Raw genomic sequence first — 15715 nt, 5'->3', positions numbered from 1 at the left:
ACCGAGGAGTTGGTAGGAGAACACCGTTTACCAAGGCGTCATGGAAAAGCCGATCTACTTTTATAGAAAAAGCACGTAAGACTGAAAACAGTTCTTCGTGCTTTTTCTTTTTTAGTTTGCTTGCTAAATGATAATAGAACTTAGATAAAGAATAGACTGTAGCATATGTGTGACTGTCTATTCTTTAGGTTCGATGATCGAAACATTGAAATCTTTCAGAAGTTCCAAAGCCGATTCTCCATGTTTTCTACTAGAAACTAACGTTGGATCAACAAAAAAATCAGCTTCAGGGAACGCACTCTGCAAGCCTATCAAATTAGAGAGCACACATAAGTTTGTTTCGATCCCAACCACTTCGATCTCTTTTTGTTCTTCTTTGCTTTCAAACAAAGTCTTTTTGATTTCAGCTAAAGTTTCAGGGGGGATCGTAAAGTAATACTTTTTGATCACTCGTTCATTTTCTTGGGGAGAAAGAAGAGGGATCAATTGCAAATCTTCCCGTTCCTCTTCTTTGTCCTTCAGTTCGACTGGAATATCCCGTGTGAATAGAATATATTCCTTGTCTTTGCGTGCTTTAGCTAATCGTTTAGCAATGCGTTCCGCCAATTGGTCTGATTCTGGAATATAAAATTCGCTGTTTGGATCAAGAATATGATTTTGCATATCGATAATAACTAACATTTTCTTTCCTCCTACGTTCATGACGTCATTTTTTTATTTTCAATAGAAGTTTTTTAAAATATAAGCAACACCAGCTTCCTCATTCGTCAGTGTTACTTGGTTTGCAATTTCTTTTACTTGCCGCTGTGCATTCCCCATCGCAATACTCAACCCACTATAATTCAACATAGCAATGTCGTTTTCTTGATCGCCAAAAGCCATGATGTCACTCGACTCGATTCCAAGGTAATCCGCCAGAAAAACAAGTGAATGAGCTTTAGTGATACCTGTAGGCGTGATTTCTAAGAAATGCGGATCAGAGAATACTGAATTGATGCCGTCTGCTTGCAAATCTCTTTGTAGCTTCTGTAGTTTTTCTTCACTCTTATCTGTTAACGCTAATTTAAGATAGCTAAGAGAAGGATCTTCTAACATACTTAAAATTTGATCAAAAGAATGATTCTGCAGATTGAAATGCTCATAATAGGGGTCGTCTTTGACAAGATTAGATTCATCGAATGTCAGCTGATCATCTTGGGTTTCTCGGCTGGCAATAATTGAGATTTTTGCTTCTTGAGCATAGAAGAAGGCTCTTTTCAGAGTATCGATATCTATTTTCGAACGTCTGAGAACCTTTGCCATCTTTCCATCCTTCATTTCAGCAATCAGCGAACCATTGGAAGAAATCAAATAGCCGCCGATTCCTAATTCGGAAAAAATATCTTTAGCAGAAATGCTGTTCCTTCCTGTAGCTACTGTTACGATTCCGCCATTTTCATCAAATTTCCGAAGTGCTTGGATATTTTCTTCTGGTATCTTTCCATTTCGATCAAGCAAGGTACCGTCTAAATCAATCGCTGCTAGTTTCATTTTATCTTCCTACTTTCTTTTTACATATCTATTTTCCTGTTACCTTAAGATTAAATGAGAAATCAAAAAAATGAAACTAACTTGCTTTGCCGTTATGAATTTTTTCAAAAAACATTCTTAAGAAAAAGGTGGCTATATATAGTAGTTTTTGGTCAATACCTTTGAATAAAAAGCCATGAAAAACGAATAGTTAGCGCTTACCAATGCGTTTTGTGATGAAAATATTTTAAAATATTCAATGAAAACAAAGCATATATTTTGCTTTAATGCCAAATGAGGAATATTCTAGATGTAGAACAGGTTAGAAAAAGATTAGAAAAAGGAGTGATTTTGATGGAGAAGAGATACGGCGTAGTTCCTGTGGTGACTGCTTCAGACGAAAATTATGCTCCTTACTTGAGCGTGATGATCGCCACTGCATTAGAAAATTGCAATAAAACAAGACGCATAAAATTTTATGTGATTGACGATGGTCTATCAGAATATAGTAAACAAGGATTGGAAGAAACGGTAAATAAATATTCAAGTAATGCAAGTATCCAATTCCTGACAGTGGAAAAAGATATCTACGAAGACTTCCTAGTCAGCGACCATATCACAACTACCGCTTACTTAAGAATTTCTTTACCCAACTTATTAGCTAAAGAGGATTATAAAAAAGTCCTTTACTTAGATTCAGATGTGTTAGTGCTAGACGATATCGTAAAACTATATGATGAACCATTAAATGGAAAAACGATCGGCGCTATTATCGATCCAGGACAAGTGAAAGCATTGGAAAGATTAGGAATAGATTCCGATGACTTGTACTTCAATTCAGGGGTGATGGTGATTGACATCGATCAATGGAATAAAAAAGAAATTACAGAAAAAACTATCCATTATTTAAGTGAAAATGGTGATCGAATCATCTATCACGATCAAGATGCTTTGAATGCTGTCCTTTATGAAGACTGGGAACAACTTCATCCAAAATGGAACATGCAGACTTCTTTGATTTTTGAACGACACCCAGCACCAAATGAAAAATATGAACGTCTGTATAAAGAAGGAAATGAAAAACCTTCGATCGTTCATTTTACAGGACATGATAAACCTTGGAATACATTGAAAGATCATCCGTATACCAATTTATACTTAAAAAAATTAGCACACAGTACTCTAACGAAAGTAGGCGAGATCAATGAATAAAAAAGAAATAGCAGTAGTCGCAAGTTGTAATACAAAATTCGTACCGCATTTAGCTGCATTATTTGTCTCAGTATTAGATAATTGCAACCCGTCTAAGTTTGTTCGGTTCTATGTGATTGACGACGATATCGATTTTGAAAGCAAACAGCTTTTACGTTTCTCAGTGAAAAATGCACGAATGAATTCAGATGTAGAATTTTTGAAAATCAATAAAGAATTCTTTACAAATGTAGTAATCAGCGATCGTATTCCAGAAACAGCTTATTACCGCATAGCGATTCCAGAATTGTTCCGCGGCACGGAAGTCGAACGTATCTTATATATGGATTGCGACATGATCGCTTTACAAGATATCTCTAAATTATGGCGTCTTGACTTCGGTGATTCAATCGTAGCAGCTGTTGAAGACGCTGGGTTCCATCAACGATTAGAAAAAATGGAGATTCCAGCTAAATCAATGCGTTACTTCAACTCAGGATTGATGCTGATCAATGTAAAAAAATGGTTAGATGAAAATATTACGCAAAAAGTATTAGACTTCATCGAACATAATCCAGAAAAATTAAGATTCCATGACCAAGATGCATTAAATGCAATCTTACATGATCGTTGGCTTCCGCTTCATCCGCGTTGGAATGCACAAGGCTATATCATGGCTAAAGCAAAGAAACATCCAACAGCAGCAGGTGAACGTGAATACGAAGAAACACGCAATAATCCTTACATTATCCATTTCTCAGGACATGTGAAACCTTGGAGCAAGGATTTTGAAGGACCAACGAAGAAATATTACGAAAAATATGCAGGGATGACGGCGTTCCGTTGTGTGGCTAAATTCCCTAAATATCCAAAATATGCAAAAGTTCAACAAAAAACAGACGTAGTTGTTAAATAATAGAAGACTACAACTGAACAGGGGGAGTAGGAATGGAAATTACACTGTCTAAAAATGCAGTAGAGACGTTAATCGAAAAAGTGGGGGAAAATACAAAAATTGCACTCGCTCTCATCAATGATTCCGATCCATTTTTAAGGGATAAAGGTGCTTTTGCAAAAGGCAGCTTTTTTCAAATCATTCCTTTTGTTTCGGAATTCGGAGAGTATGCTACAAAAATCGAGCATCCTTTACTGGAAATCTATACATCTAAAGTAGAACAAAGTTATTTCGGTAAACGACTGAACATGGACTTTAATAAACAGCTTGACAGCTTCTCATTAGAAAATGAAAGTGCAGTACTCGATTATAATATCAAATTAAAGAACTGCTTCTTCAGCTAATCGTTTTTGAAAAGTCCAGAAAGGAGGTATACATTGAGATACTACTTTGTGGATGATGAAAAGAAAGTCACAGAAACAGATGAAAACAAATACAACTGGCTTATTCTCGATAATACAAAGCCAGAAGAGATCCAGCAGGCAATTAAAGAATTCGAGCTTCCAGATGACATTTTCGTAGGCACGGAATATCCGGAAGAAGTTTCTCGGATGGAACGCCTTTATGAGACCAAATTAGCGCATCCATTTTCTTTGGTTGTGATCAATCTGGATCAGTCAGATAATCGTATCGAAAAAAAATTGACACCAATATCTTTTGTACTTTCCGATAATCTCTTGATTACATGTATCGATAGAAAAACCGAGTTCGTGGATCGCCTACTGACAAAGCATGGAGATCATTTAAACTCGTTTGAAAAGATCATCACGTATACATTACTGGATATTTATACCCATTACGTGAAAGAACTAAGAGAAATGAAGCATAGAATTGATGCTTTGGATAAAGCAGCTCGTAAAACGACGGAGAATGAGGAATTGTATAAACAGGCAGATCTTGAAAGAGACATAGTGTATATCGATCATACCTTAAGAGATCAGCGAGAAACAATGGATCAATTATGGAATTCTGAAACGTTCATCAAACGGTTAGACGATGAACAGTTGCTTTATGATGTTCATTTGAGACAGCGACAAACAGAAAAAATGATCGAGATCTATCGAGACTTATTGGAGAGTATTGGTGATTTATTCAATGGGATGATGGATAATAACCTAAACCATATCATGAAGTACCTAGATTCAGCTGCACTGATCATCTCCGTTCCTGCGTTGTTTGCAGGGATTTGGGGAATGAATACAGGAGGATTGCCGGGTAAAAGCTCTGCTTTAGGATTTATTCTCGTAGTATTCGGCTCTTTGATAGCAGCGGCGGTTTTAGGCTACCATCTATACCGAAAAGATTATACGAATTAAACAAACTATTTAAAACAGGTATCAAACAAAGAAATTTGTTTTGGCAATACAATTTAGAAAAACTAGGAGGAATACAGCAATGACAGAACCAAAATTAATCGATCCGCGAAATCTGTACCATACGGAGAAATTTCCTAAGCAAGATCAGGATACACCAGCTTTACAGCAGAACATGATTCCTGTTCCTGATTGCGGAGAAGAATCCTATGAGGGTAATAATCAGCTGGAAAACCGCCGTGTACTCATCACTGGTGGAGACTCAGGGATCGGTCGTGCAGCAGCGATTGCATTTGCTAGAGAAGGTGCAGATATCGCTCTTCAATTCTTCCCAGGAGAAGAAAAAGATGCAGAAGAAGTAGCTAAATACGTCAAAGATGCAGGACGTAAAATCGTCTTACTACCATTTGATCTTCGTGATGAACAAGCACCTAAAGAAATCATTGAAAAAGCAGTAAGTGAGCTTGGTGGGCTAGATACGATGGTATTGAATGCAGGACAGCAAATTTCTTGCCAGTCCATTACTGAACTGCCACTTGAACAAATCAAAGACACATTCATGGTCAACATCATCGCTATGTTTGCTTTAGTGAAAGAAGCTGTTCCGCATATCCCTGCAGGAGGAGCGATTGTTACAACAACTTCTGTCCAAGCCTTCAATCCAAGTGAACATTTGTTGGATTATGCAGCAACAAAAGCTTCAATTGCTAACTTTACGATTGGCTTAGCAAAACAACTTGCTCCTAAGGGAATCCGTGTAAATGGTGTAGCGCCTGGTCCAATCTGGACACCGCTACAACTAGACGAAGGTCAGCCTTCTGATTCGATTCCTGAATTTGGTCAGCAAAGTTTACTAGAACGTGCAGGTCAACCAGGAGAATTAGCACCGGTCTATGTCTTCTTAGCATCGAATAAAGCAAGTTATGTCACAGCTCAAATTTACGGAGTAACTGGTGGAGAAGCGATCAACTTATAAAAAGTTGATCGTTTCACCCCTATGAGGAGGTGCGAAAATGAATAAAGGAGTAAAAACGCTTGGAGTGATCGGAACGTTACTTTTGCTATCTATACTCTTGTTTGCGATACTATTAAGTGCAGCCTATCCACTGCCTTTTCAATTAGAGAAGTTTCGATTCTTTTCCATCACTAATTCATATGTGCAACAATATGTATTCTGGCTTGCTGTTGCATTTGCTATTTTGACGATTATCACATTGCTTGTTTTCTTGTTTTATCCAAAAACGATCGGAACCTTTTTACTGAAACATGGTGATGGGGAGTTAACGTTGGATAAAAAAGCAATCGAAGGAATGGTTCGTTCTCACTTGCATGAAGATGAATTTATCCATTCACCAAAAGTAAATGTCAAAGCAACGAAAAACAAGATCGCCGTCAATATAAAAGGGGAGTTGAAACGAACTTCAGCACTCATTGGTAAAACTGGAACATTGATGAAAGAAATCGAAAACGAAGTGCAACACATATTAGGCACAAAAGAGTCAGTGAAAGTATCCGTGAAATACACAGGTTTTGAAGAACCAGCTAAACGAAGCAATGACCGCAAACGAGTAGAATAGGGGGGGACCAAAAATGAAAGAACTATTTTCGACATACAAGCTCCCTATCATCTTTGGGGTACTTGGGTTGATACTAGCCGTTTTATGGATTACCGTCGGCTTTTTCAAGACTTTATTGATCTTGATCATGGTAGCTATCGGTGTCGCTATCGGTTTTTATTTGAAACAAACGAAAATTTTAGATCACTATTTTAAATCTTAGGAGGAAACATCCATGAATAACAATAACAAAAATAATAACAACAATAAAATGAACAACCAAAAACCAGTGTCTGCACATCCAGACCCAACGACACCAAACCAATCAAATGGTGTGAACGATGAAAAGAACAAAACAGCACCAGTATCTGCACATCCAGATCCAGTCGTGCCAAATGTTCAACAAGGTGTAGAAGAAAAGAAACATGACGCAGAAAAACATGCGCCTCATCATCCCGGCTCTCCAGAATCTAAAGTTCCAGAACAACATGATGCAATCGATCCTTCTAAACCATTAGAGGAACAAAAGCATCCTTCTGATCATGCGAAAGCACAAGAAAAACTTAGTTCTGAACACTCAAACGGACAAGGAAAACTTGGTTCACAACATACAAACGACCAAAAAAACCATGGCTCTGAGCAAGAAGATTCGATGCGCGGTGAGTTGAATTATGAAGATAAAGTGGTGCAAAAAATCATTGGAATCGCAATTGAACAAGTAGACGGCTTATTATCTGCAAACGGTGGGTTCTTCTCTAATGTGGCAGGAAAACTTGTGAATACAGATAATGTAACGGCTGGAATCGAAACAGAAGTCGGTAAAAAACAAGTAGCAGTGGACATGGATATCATTGTGGAATATGGCAAAGATATCGAAAAAATCTTTGAAGAAATGCAAGAAGTAATCGGCAAAGAAGTAAAAAATATGACACACTTAGATGTGATCGAAGTCAACGCTAACGTAGTGGACATCAAAACAAAAGAAGAATTTGAAAAAGATCAAGAAACGGTGCAAGACAAAGTAACTGACGCAGCGAAAAAAACCGGTGAATTTGCTTCCAATCAAACAGATAAAGTAAAATCAGCAGCTGGAAGCGGCGTTGAAAAAGTAAAAGAAAATACAGAACCACGCGTTCAGTAATAAGGAAGCAAAACATTAGGAGGAACGAAACATGGGATTTATTTGGTCACTTATCGTCGGAGGAATTATCGGAGCAATTGCAGGAGCAATCACGAATAAAGGTTCTTCGATGGGGATTATTGCAAATGTCGTAGCAGGTTTAGTTGGATCAGCACTTGGTCAAGCATTATTAGGTTCTTGGGGACCAAGTATTGCAGGAATGGCAATCGTGCCATCATTGATTGGTGCCATCATTTTAGTACTGATTGTCTCATTCTTTGCTAGAAAACTGTAAAAAGACTCTTAAAAAGAGGTCGTGAAAAAGCTGTTCTGCATCAAGTAATAAGAACAGCCAAATAAAAATAGTTCGACATGGTTTGCCGTTTATACGTGTTTAGAGCGTGAGACAAAAGTGTTCTTTACTTTTGTCTCACGCTCTCTTTGTATAGGTAAATTCCCAATGAGATTTTTAAAAGTTTTTTAAGGGGAAACCAATATATTGACCCAATTTTCCTTAAATGTGTCTTTATTGATACAGAGAAGCTTTCCCCACCTTTTTTTAACAAAACAATGTCTCCCTAAATTTTCTTGAGAGAGGGAAGGTGAACATACAAAATAGTACGACCACTTGAAAGACCCAGATGATCCACAGATGGATCGTATGATACTGATGAAGTAAAAAGCAATGGATCAGAAACTCAAAGAGATTGAAAAAGACAAGGAAGAAATAATATCTCTTTTTTACTCTTGTCTGTTTTAGCCAATAATAGCTCGTAAAGTAATCTAGACAAACAAATAGAAGTAAACAAAGTTTCGTTAGAGCAGTAATCGTATCATGTTGCTCTGCTAGACGATTGACGAGCAGGAAAAATGTAGGAAATGGGATATAGATCACGAGTAATGAAAGAAAAAAGTAAACGATGAATGGCATACTATTCCTCCTAATTGTGTGAGTTCGCCCTCATTTTAAAATAACGATATTTGTTTGTGAAGCTTTTTAGTGTCGTAACAAATGTTATCTAATGTATTTTTAAATAAATAATCATTATTATCAAATTGACGATAAAAAGAAAAAAGAGTAGTGGGTCATTGTTATTCGAAATATTCTGTCAAAAACTCCATATTAAATGGGAAAAAGTGGCATTACATAATGGAAAGAACCCCTTTACAGTATAAATGTGGGAGTTTGCTCCCGCATAAAAACAAAAAGAAAGGAGTGGGAGACACCCAGTTACGATTATTGGGGAGAGAACTACATATTCAAAGATCGTAAGAAGGGGAACAGGAGCAATTCACGTACAATGCTGACCGTCAAGTTTGTCACAACAAATGATCGTTAGGTGTTTAGCAAAATCAATACTGTTTGATCGATTCGATTTGTGACAAATGAGCAAAAGCTACGGAGGTTGGAAACAAGCAAAACTATTTTTTACACTATTTATGTTTTTAAGACAAGAAAATAGCATACCTTCTTTGCTGACGGTTTAAAGCAGATCGCTTTTGATCTGTATAGGAAAAATAAAGGAGGTAAAACGTTCATTGAAAAAAATAAAAAAGCTATTAACTAGTACACTCTCCTTAGGACTGGTTCTAGGGAATATGGGCGGTACCGTAGTAGAAGCTACCTCTGCTTTACGCGACATGGAAGTCCCAGTATTGAGGCAGCTGGAAAAACAGAGCAAGAAAAAAGAAAAACTAGAAGAACAAACATTGAAAGAGAAGACAGAAGATAGTTTGTCTACTTCTGCATTAGGATTAGGACAAAGCGCTATGTTAACCGCGGGTGCAAGGATAAAAAAAATACAAGAAAATACTCCAGTATTGACTGATTATTCTAGTGCATTCGATTCTGCCGAAAGGAATAGAGAAGAAATTCGAATTGCTGTTGGAAATCAAATACAACGTAGTCTCGACCGAGCTATGTCAAATACATCAGCGTCCCAATTTAAGGATACCGAAATCACTTTCGAACGTATCACTCAGAGAGGATGGAATTTTGATTATGAGGATACGGATATTGCGCCTAGTGTGGGAGAATTTGTTCAGGATAATCTTCTTTTTCTTTATTCTGATCGTGATGGTTTGGGCTCGGGGTTGTGGTCGGTTACAACAGATTCAACTTGTGGAAACTGGCGTTTAAGAGTATATGCCGCAAGAGAAGGGACCTCCGTTGACCACATATTTGCTAGGATTACAAGAGTGAGATGGGGAAGTCTAAATACAACGAAAGTAGACTTTAATTTACCGATATTGCTTTCTTACGGTGAATGGTTTAGCTCTCCACCATATTTCAGAGATGTTACGCTAAGTGGTACTACACGTCCAATCAGTATCGAGATTCCGGGGACTTTACAATCACATGGGGTAATTACAGCTACTGCAAAAACTGGCCCGCATGTGATTACTCAAAATGATACATTACCTGCCCCTTCAACATATATCACTACAGGGAATACTGTAGGACGTGTCACGATTGACTGGAAAGATGGAAAAGTCCCAAATACGTCATCAGTAGGACAGATAAATGGGGAGATAACAGTCACTGATGAGACGGGACGAACGGCTAATGTGTCAGTGCCGATTACTGTTCAACCAGCACCTCTACAAGTGACACCAAAAGCTGGGACGAATGAAATCTATCAATATTCAAAGTTACCAACACCAGAAGATTATTTTGAAGTAATAAATTTTCATGGTACGCATAGGCTTGAGTGGATTGAGGCAAGTACGCAAGTACCTGGTACTTATACGTGGCGAGTAAAAGCTACGACGAGCGATGGAAGAGAAGCAACCAGTTCAACTACCATGGAAGTCTTGCCACATTCAGGAATAGAACTAAAATTAAAAGATATAGAAGATCGCAATCTTGGTATGAATTATGATTCATTAGCAAGTAATTTCAGAGAATATATCGAAGAAGCGTCCATGTTTGGTGAAGCAATTGACTTTGATCAATTAGAATTTGTTGCGGCGGAATCAACAGAGCCAGACTATTCTACAGTCGGCAAACAAAAGGTGAGAATAACAGTGCAAAAAAAACATCCAGATAGTGATGTCATGGTAAAAGGTACTGCCGAAACGTCCATCAACATCCGTTGGGGCGACACGTTCTTATTGAAAGCCCATGATGGACGATCAGCGGGCGCATACGCCTTCCAGTTGAGAAATGGGAATAATGCTCGAATCGTGGCAACTCGAGGATTAGATTCTCCTCTTGATGAACGGATTGGTCTGGAAGATTCGTTGTATTACTCTATTGAGGTGCTACGAAATGACCAACAAGCTTATTACCATGAAGTGCCGGGGAGAGCTACTCTACAGCAAGTAATCACGACATTCGGAAATGGAAATGGATACCTTGATGTACAGTTGGGCGATATCATTAATATTCACCATCCGCAAAGGAGTGCAGGAAGCTCAGTTTTGATGGTGGAAGAAAAAGAGCAGGATTTCACTTACGGGACAGATAATGCCTATTATCGTGTCACGGCTTTTGGATTTGAACCACTTCCTGTACTACCTGATCCGGCAATCCAGCTGAAATTGAAGCCAATGGAAGACCGTACATTAGGAGAAACCTCTGCGTCACTTGCAAGTACGTTTAAAAATTACATCGAAGAAGCCACTTTTGAAGGGGAATCGGTTGCGATCGATGATCTAGAATTCGTCGCAGCAGAATCGACAGAGCCGACGAATACAATCGCTGGCAAACAAGATATTCGAATCACGGTACAAGCGAAACACCCGATTTCAGGGGAGACGATCAAAGGAACAGCCGAAACATCAGTCAATTATCTTTGGGGAGATACGTTCATGATCAAGTCAAGCGAAGGTGGTTCAGCAGGAGCTTATTCCTTGCATCTGAGAAGTGGGAATGCAGCTAGATTAACCGTTACCAGTGGGTTGCCTTCAGCATTAGATGAACGGGTCGGTACGGAAGAATCGATGCATGCCTTGTATTACTCATTGGAAGTCCTGAGAAACGATCAGTCAATCTACAATTATGAGGTACTTGGTAGAGGAACTCTGCGCCAAGTGATCGATAACTTTGGGAGTGGAAATGGTTACGTTGACGTTCGATTGGATGATGTAATCAAGATCTATCATCCGCAAAAATCGCCAAACAGTTCAATTGTCATGATTGATGAAGAAGAACGGGATTTCACTTATGATTCCGAATATGCTTATTACAGAGTGACTGCATTTGGACTAGAACCGATTCCAGTGATGGAAGCAGAAGGGACTTCGCAAATGTTCTCTTTGATGGATGACGTCAGCACATTAGATGTCAAAGAACTAGTCAAAGATGTCACGATCAATCATCAAAGTATCTCAGAGGATCGTTACACGATTGAACAATTGTCAGAGATTGACACAAGTACAACTGGAAAACGAACGACAAAAGTAAAGATTACGATGAATGATGGGTTAGCTGAAACCGAAATCGAAGTGCCTTATGAAGTACAGTGGGGAAGTACATTCGTTCTTCGAGGACTGGAAGAAATGACCGTCGGCGCGTTTAGCTTATTAAAAGAAGGCGATCAGTTAGCAATCCATGCTTCTCCTGGTTCAAGCAACACGGACTTGAATCGTCCAGTGAACAATCCGTTCGGCAGAGGAATCTATTATGCCATCGAAGTGCTGGAAAACGACACGCGTAAATACAACTATGAAGTGACAGGGAACACCTTGATCCGTCAAGCAGTAAATGGATTCAACAGTGGGCAGCCGTTAGCAGTCAATGTAGGAGATACCATCAAAGTCTATCATGCGGAGACACAAGGAAGAAATCTTCTGATGATGGATGAAATGGTCAGAGATTACACTGGTGGTTCTAATTATGCCTATTATAAAGTAACAGAAGAAGGGTTTGAGCCGTTTACAGATATCAAGGCTGATCCGATTTCACAAGAACTGCTGTTAGGACATGAGACGAATACAGTGAACCCGGCAGAATTGATCCAAAATGTGACATTCAACGGACGTCCGCTAACGAGTGATCTTTATACGGTGGAACAATTGTCTAACTTCGATACGACAACAGTGGGAGAAAAAGGGGTTCGTGTGAGAGTAAGCACGACTGATGGTACTGGATTCACAGAAGTGAAGATCCCTTATGTAGTGAAATGGGGAAGTACCATCCGAGTCAAAAACAATGACGGCGCAACGATTGGCGCATTCAGTCTAATTAAACAGACAAATCCGAACAATCAGAATACTCAAATGATGATCCGAGCATCTCAAGGTGTGGCAAATACAGAGTTGTCCAAAGTAGTGCATGATTATTCCGATCGCTCGATTTATTATCAATTCGATGTGATGAACAAAGATAATACCACTAGCAGATTCACATATGATGTAACAGGAAACCGGACGATCGAACAAGCATTGTCTCGATTCAATAGTGGACAGCCATTGAATGTTAACATAGGAGACATTGTCAGGATCTATCATACGAAAGAGTTTAGACGAAATATGTTGATGGAAGATGAGCAGGAGAAGAACTTCACTTACGGTTCTCAATATGCTTATTATGAAGTCACAGAATATGGGTTCGAACCAAGCGGGAAAATTGATGTAGAAGCTAATAAAGTAGAAATCCCACGAGGTGCAACGGATCTCGATCTTAAATCATTTATCAAAAATGTAAAAGTAAATGACAAGGTCATTCCAGAAAATCTTTATACAGTCTCTTTAAATTCTGAAATCGACACATCGACTCCTGGTCGGAACAATGTCGCAGTCAACGTGACGACTGACAGTTCTTATGGCGGTTTTTCAACAGAATTGAATATGCCGTATGAAGTACGTGATCACACAACGAATTCCAGTACGAATGAATCACAAAATAATCATACAAATAATGAAGATACAAGCGGCAGTACGGAACGAAATGAAGGAACGACGCCAAGCATCCAAGATGATCCAACAACAAGTGCAGATAATGAATCTTCACTGAATATGCCACAAACCAATGCAACTAGGAATACTGCATGGACATTGATTGGTATCGCGTTAGTAGCAGGCATAGGGGCGATTGTTATGAGAAGAAAAACAAAAGAGAAAGCTGAAAATCAATAACCGATTTTTGCTTAAGTAAGAAAAAATAGTTCTCAAAGCTCCAATTTCCAAAGCAGATACACGATATAATATAATCACAAGCACTCAATAAGGGAAACCGACATTGAGTGCTTTTACATTTATCTATCAGGATGTATCAAAAGAATTTTGTTAGAAAGGGGTGAAAACATGTTGAATCTTCTCTCAAAAAAATTACAACGTCAGTTGAATCTGTTAGAAATACTATTCGAGGGGGAACGTTGCCGTCTTAGTCAATTAGAAAAAAGATTGGCAAGTTCTGGAAAAACATTGCGGAACGATTTTATAGAAATCAATACATATTCTTCCGATATCCAAATCGTCACTGATCGGGATGCTGGTGTGACAGCTATATTTTCACCTGCCTTCACAAAAGATCATATTTATCAGATCGTGATCTCTCAATCTACTGAATATAAATATTTAGAAACCATACTGCTACATCCAAAAGAGAATTATTTAGAATTAGCAGAGTATCTGTTTATTTCAGAAAGTACATTGCGAAGAATCGTAAAGAAAATCCAATCAAAATTAAAAAAATACGATTTGAGGATCAAAGGGTTGACACGGATTGTCGGAGAGGGTCAGGTGATCGATGGTCTTACAGCTCGTTTGTTGATGGAAAAATATCCTTCTCCTGCTAGTATTTTTAATCGTTCTTTTAGCGAGGCAATTTATGATGCGGTTATCCTATTTTTAAAAGAAAACCAGCTATATGAGGTAGCAAAAAATGATCCGAAAACCTTATGTTTTTTACATTTTTTTATTGCTTGTCGTATACAACGATTCAACAAAAATAAAATGGGAATGGAGCAAAAGAAAATCAGCTGTTTCACCTTTTCATTCTTGGAAAAAAATCACTTGAGCCATTTTTCTTTGCCACGGGAAGAAAAAATCTGGCAGTGGGTATTTGATACAGAAGTCATTTATACTGCTTTGAAAATAAGGAATGCAAGAGAGCAAAGAGAGTATCATTTTTGTATCAGCAATTGTTTAATGACATGGATGGATTGCTTAGAAAAAAAATATCAGTTGGAATGTGAGAACAAAGATCTGATCGTTCAACGATGTAAAGAGATACTGACACAACCACGATTTCCAGAATATATCCTAAATGATCCAAGCCAGACAACGATAGTCGATCCGTCGATTTTAACCTGTTTATATGAAGAATTGAAGGGAAGGATGGTAGATGACTGCAGAGAAAAAGGATACGTCATTCCTGAACTTGATTCATTTGTTCGCCATGCTATCTTAGAAATTCTTATCGACTGGCCATTATTGTTACCATATATTGAAGGGAAAGAAAATAAATTAAAAGCAGTGATAGTCACAAATTCAAGAAAAAAACAGGCGGAATACATAGCAAAAAGATTGCAAGAAAAATTGGGAGATTATTATCAATTTGGTGTTCTACCAAACTTTTATCAGAAAGAAATGAAATTATACTATCCAGATATCGATTGTATCCTTACGAATGCGAGGATGGATGAGGAGACAAACATTCCGGTCTTCGGTATTTCTCTATTTCCAAATCAACGTGAGATCCAAAATCTTCTCCATTTTTATCAGGAGAAGTACCGTATAGTAGAAGAAAAATCTCTCTACGTGTAAATATGTATCTATAGACAACAGGATATTCCATCAAAATAAAAAATATCTGAATAATAGATGTAATGACCGCTAAAAGTCTCATACATCTATTATTCAGATTATTTTTTTACTGATTGTTATGCTTTATATTCATTTTTTTGGTATAGGATCGGGGTCTTTTTGATAACTTAACAAATCCCCCGGTTGACACTCTAATACTTCACAGATTTTTTCGAGGGTGGAAAAACGGATAGCTTTTGCTTTTCCGGTTTTTAGAATAGAGATATTTGCCATCGTAATACCCACTTTTTCACTCAATTCTGTTACACTCATCTTTTTTTGAGCCAATACTACATCTAGATTAACGATAATAGCCATG

The 15715-nt window shown here is 38.0% G+C and carries 15 protein-coding genes; 11 read left to right on the top strand and 4 right to left on the bottom strand.

The features are described 5' to 3' along the window. Positions 1 to 177: 177 nt before the first annotated feature. On the bottom strand, positions 178 to 681 hold the full coding sequence (locus tag HMPREF2988_RS02600; protein ID WP_070769946.1) for a cysteine hydrolase family protein: 504 nt from the start codon (positions 679 to 681) through the stop codon (positions 178 to 180). Positions 682 to 720: 39 nt separating this feature from the next. Continuing rightward, on the bottom strand, positions 721 to 1530 hold the full coding sequence (locus HMPREF2988_RS02595; protein WP_024635254.1) for a Cof-type HAD-IIB family hydrolase: 810 nt from the start codon (positions 1528 to 1530) through the stop codon (positions 721 to 723). 333 nt (positions 1531 to 1863) lie between these two features. On the opposite strand from HMPREF2988_RS02595, the gene HMPREF2988_RS02590 reads away from it, so the two are divergent. From HMPREF2988_RS02590 to HMPREF2988_RS02550, 9 genes are all read left to right on the top strand, one after another. Beyond that, the gene (locus tag HMPREF2988_RS02590; protein ID WP_024635253.1) at positions 1864 to 2721 is read left to right on the top strand and encodes a glycosyltransferase family 8 protein; all 858 of its coding nucleotides are present in this window, start codon (positions 1864 to 1866) and stop codon (positions 2719 to 2721) included. Next, positions 2714 to 3616: a glycosyltransferase family 8 protein gene (locus HMPREF2988_RS02585; protein WP_002291262.1), complete on the top strand. Its 903-nt coding sequence runs from the start codon at positions 2714 to 2716 to the stop codon at positions 3614 to 3616. The genes HMPREF2988_RS02590 and HMPREF2988_RS02585 overlap by 8 nt, the downstream gene beginning before the upstream one ends. A 32-nt stretch (positions 3617 to 3648) precedes the next feature. Further along, positions 3649 to 3999, top strand: coding sequence for an iron-sulfur cluster biosynthesis family protein (locus HMPREF2988_RS02580; RefSeq protein ID WP_002291264.1), 351 nt, complete (start codon positions 3649 to 3651; stop codon positions 3997 to 3999). Between the two features lie 48 nt (positions 4000 to 4047). Next, complete coding sequence (locus HMPREF2988_RS02575) at positions 4048 to 4971, top strand: magnesium transporter CorA family protein (protein WP_180363520.1); 924 nt, start codon at positions 4048 to 4050, stop codon at positions 4969 to 4971. 79 nt (positions 4972 to 5050) lie between these two features. Further along, the gene (locus tag HMPREF2988_RS02570; RefSeq protein ID WP_002291266.1) at positions 5051 to 5944 is read left to right on the top strand and encodes an SDR family oxidoreductase; all 894 of its coding nucleotides are present in this window, start codon (positions 5051 to 5053) and stop codon (positions 5942 to 5944) included. A 37-nt stretch (positions 5945 to 5981) separates the two neighbouring features. Next, positions 5982 to 6545 carry an alkaline shock response membrane anchor protein AmaP gene (gene amaP / locus HMPREF2988_RS02565; RefSeq protein WP_070769945.1) on the top strand — a complete coding sequence of 188 codons (564 nt, stop codon included), beginning with the start codon at positions 5982 to 5984 and terminating at the stop codon, positions 6543 to 6545. Positions 6546 to 6558: 13 nt separating this feature from the next. Beyond that, on the top strand, positions 6559 to 6747 hold the full coding sequence (locus tag HMPREF2988_RS02560; RefSeq protein ID WP_070769944.1) for a DUF2273 domain-containing protein: 189 nt from the start codon (positions 6559 to 6561) through the stop codon (positions 6745 to 6747). A 12-nt stretch (positions 6748 to 6759) separates the two neighbouring features. Beyond that, positions 6760 to 7665: an Asp23/Gls24 family envelope stress response protein gene (locus tag HMPREF2988_RS02555; RefSeq protein ID WP_070769943.1), complete on the top strand. Its 906-nt coding sequence runs from the start codon at positions 6760 to 6762 to the stop codon at positions 7663 to 7665. Between the two features lie 31 nt (positions 7666 to 7696). After that, positions 7697 to 7939, top strand: a complete 243-nt coding sequence (locus HMPREF2988_RS02550; RefSeq protein WP_002291278.1) for a GlsB/YeaQ/YmgE family stress response membrane protein — start codon at positions 7697 to 7699, stop codon at positions 7937 to 7939. A gap of 264 nt (positions 7940 to 8203) precedes the next feature. Here HMPREF2988_RS02550 and HMPREF2988_RS02545 read toward each other — a convergent pair whose 3' ends face one another. Continuing rightward, positions 8204 to 8575, bottom strand: coding sequence for a hypothetical protein (locus tag HMPREF2988_RS02545; RefSeq protein WP_070769942.1), 372 nt, complete (start codon positions 8573 to 8575; stop codon positions 8204 to 8206). Between the two features lie 608 nt (positions 8576 to 9183). Here HMPREF2988_RS02545 and HMPREF2988_RS02540 point away from each other — a divergent pair. Then, the gene (locus HMPREF2988_RS02540; RefSeq protein ID WP_070769941.1) at positions 9184 to 13725 is read left to right on the top strand and encodes an LPXTG cell wall anchor domain-containing protein; all 4542 of its coding nucleotides are present in this window, start codon (positions 9184 to 9186) and stop codon (positions 13723 to 13725) included. A 168-nt stretch (positions 13726 to 13893) separates the two neighbouring features. After that, positions 13894 to 15357: an AcpB/EbpR/MafR family transcriptional regulator gene (locus tag HMPREF2988_RS02535; RefSeq protein WP_070769940.1), complete on the top strand. Its 1464-nt coding sequence runs from the start codon at positions 13894 to 13896 to the stop codon at positions 15355 to 15357. Positions 15358 to 15486: 129 nt separating this feature from the next. On the opposite strand, the gene HMPREF2988_RS02530 is transcribed toward HMPREF2988_RS02535, so the two are convergent. Further along, entirely contained in the window at positions 15487 to 15714 is a 228-nt protein-coding gene (locus tag HMPREF2988_RS02530; RefSeq protein ID WP_002291287.1) for a helix-turn-helix domain-containing protein, read from the bottom strand. Position 15715: the final 1 nt, after the last annotated feature.

This window comes from Enterococcus sp. HMSC061C05 (assembly GCF_001814765.1).
Classification (GTDB): Bacteria; Bacillota; Bacilli; order Lactobacillales; family Enterococcaceae; genus Enterococcus_B; species Enterococcus_B lactis.
The sequence above is the reverse complement of the archived record's forward strand: the minus strand, read 5'-3'. Positions and strand labels throughout refer to the sequence as shown.

Bases quoted from the DNA above. Each gene is read 5' to 3' on its own strand.
- HMPREF2988_RS02550 (WP_002291278.1), top strand. From the start codon at position 7,697: ATGGGATTTATTTGGTCACTTATCGTCGGAGGAATTATCGGAGCAATT.
- HMPREF2988_RS02560 (WP_070769944.1), top strand. From the start codon at position 6,559: ATGAAAGAACTATTTTCGACATACAAGCTCCCTATCATCTTTGGGGTA.
- HMPREF2988_RS02545 (WP_070769942.1), bottom strand. From the start codon at position 8,575: ATGCCATTCATCGTTTACTTTTTTCTTTCATTACTCGTGATCTATATC.
- HMPREF2988_RS02595 (WP_024635254.1), bottom strand. From the start codon at position 1,530: ATGAAACTAGCAGCGATTGATTTAGACGGTACCTTGCTTGATCGAAAT.
- HMPREF2988_RS02580 (WP_002291264.1), top strand. From the start codon at position 3,649: ATGGAAATTACACTGTCTAAAAATGCAGTAGAGACGTTAATCGAAAAA.
- HMPREF2988_RS02570 (WP_002291266.1), top strand. From the start codon at position 5,051: ATGACAGAACCAAAATTAATCGATCCGCGAAATCTGTACCATACGGAG.
- HMPREF2988_RS02585 (WP_002291262.1), top strand. From the start codon at position 2,714: ATGAATAAAAAAGAAATAGCAGTAGTCGCAAGTTGTAATACAAAATTC.
- HMPREF2988_RS02555 (WP_070769943.1), top strand. From the start codon at position 6,760: ATGAATAACAATAACAAAAATAATAACAACAATAAAATGAACAACCAA.
- HMPREF2988_RS02535 (WP_070769940.1), top strand. From the start codon at position 13,894: ATGTTGAATCTTCTCTCAAAAAAATTACAACGTCAGTTGAATCTGTTA.
- HMPREF2988_RS02600 (WP_070769946.1), bottom strand. From the start codon at position 681: ATGTTAGTTATTATCGATATGCAAAATCATATTCTTGATCCAAACAGC.
- HMPREF2988_RS02530 (WP_002291287.1), bottom strand. From the start codon at position 15,714: ATGGCTATTATCGTTAATCTAGATGTAGTATTGGCTCAAAAAAAGATG.
- HMPREF2988_RS02590 (WP_024635253.1), top strand. From the start codon at position 1,864: ATGGAGAAGAGATACGGCGTAGTTCCTGTGGTGACTGCTTCAGACGAA.
- amaP (WP_070769945.1), top strand. From the start codon at position 5,982: ATGAATAAAGGAGTAAAAACGCTTGGAGTGATCGGAACGTTACTTTTG.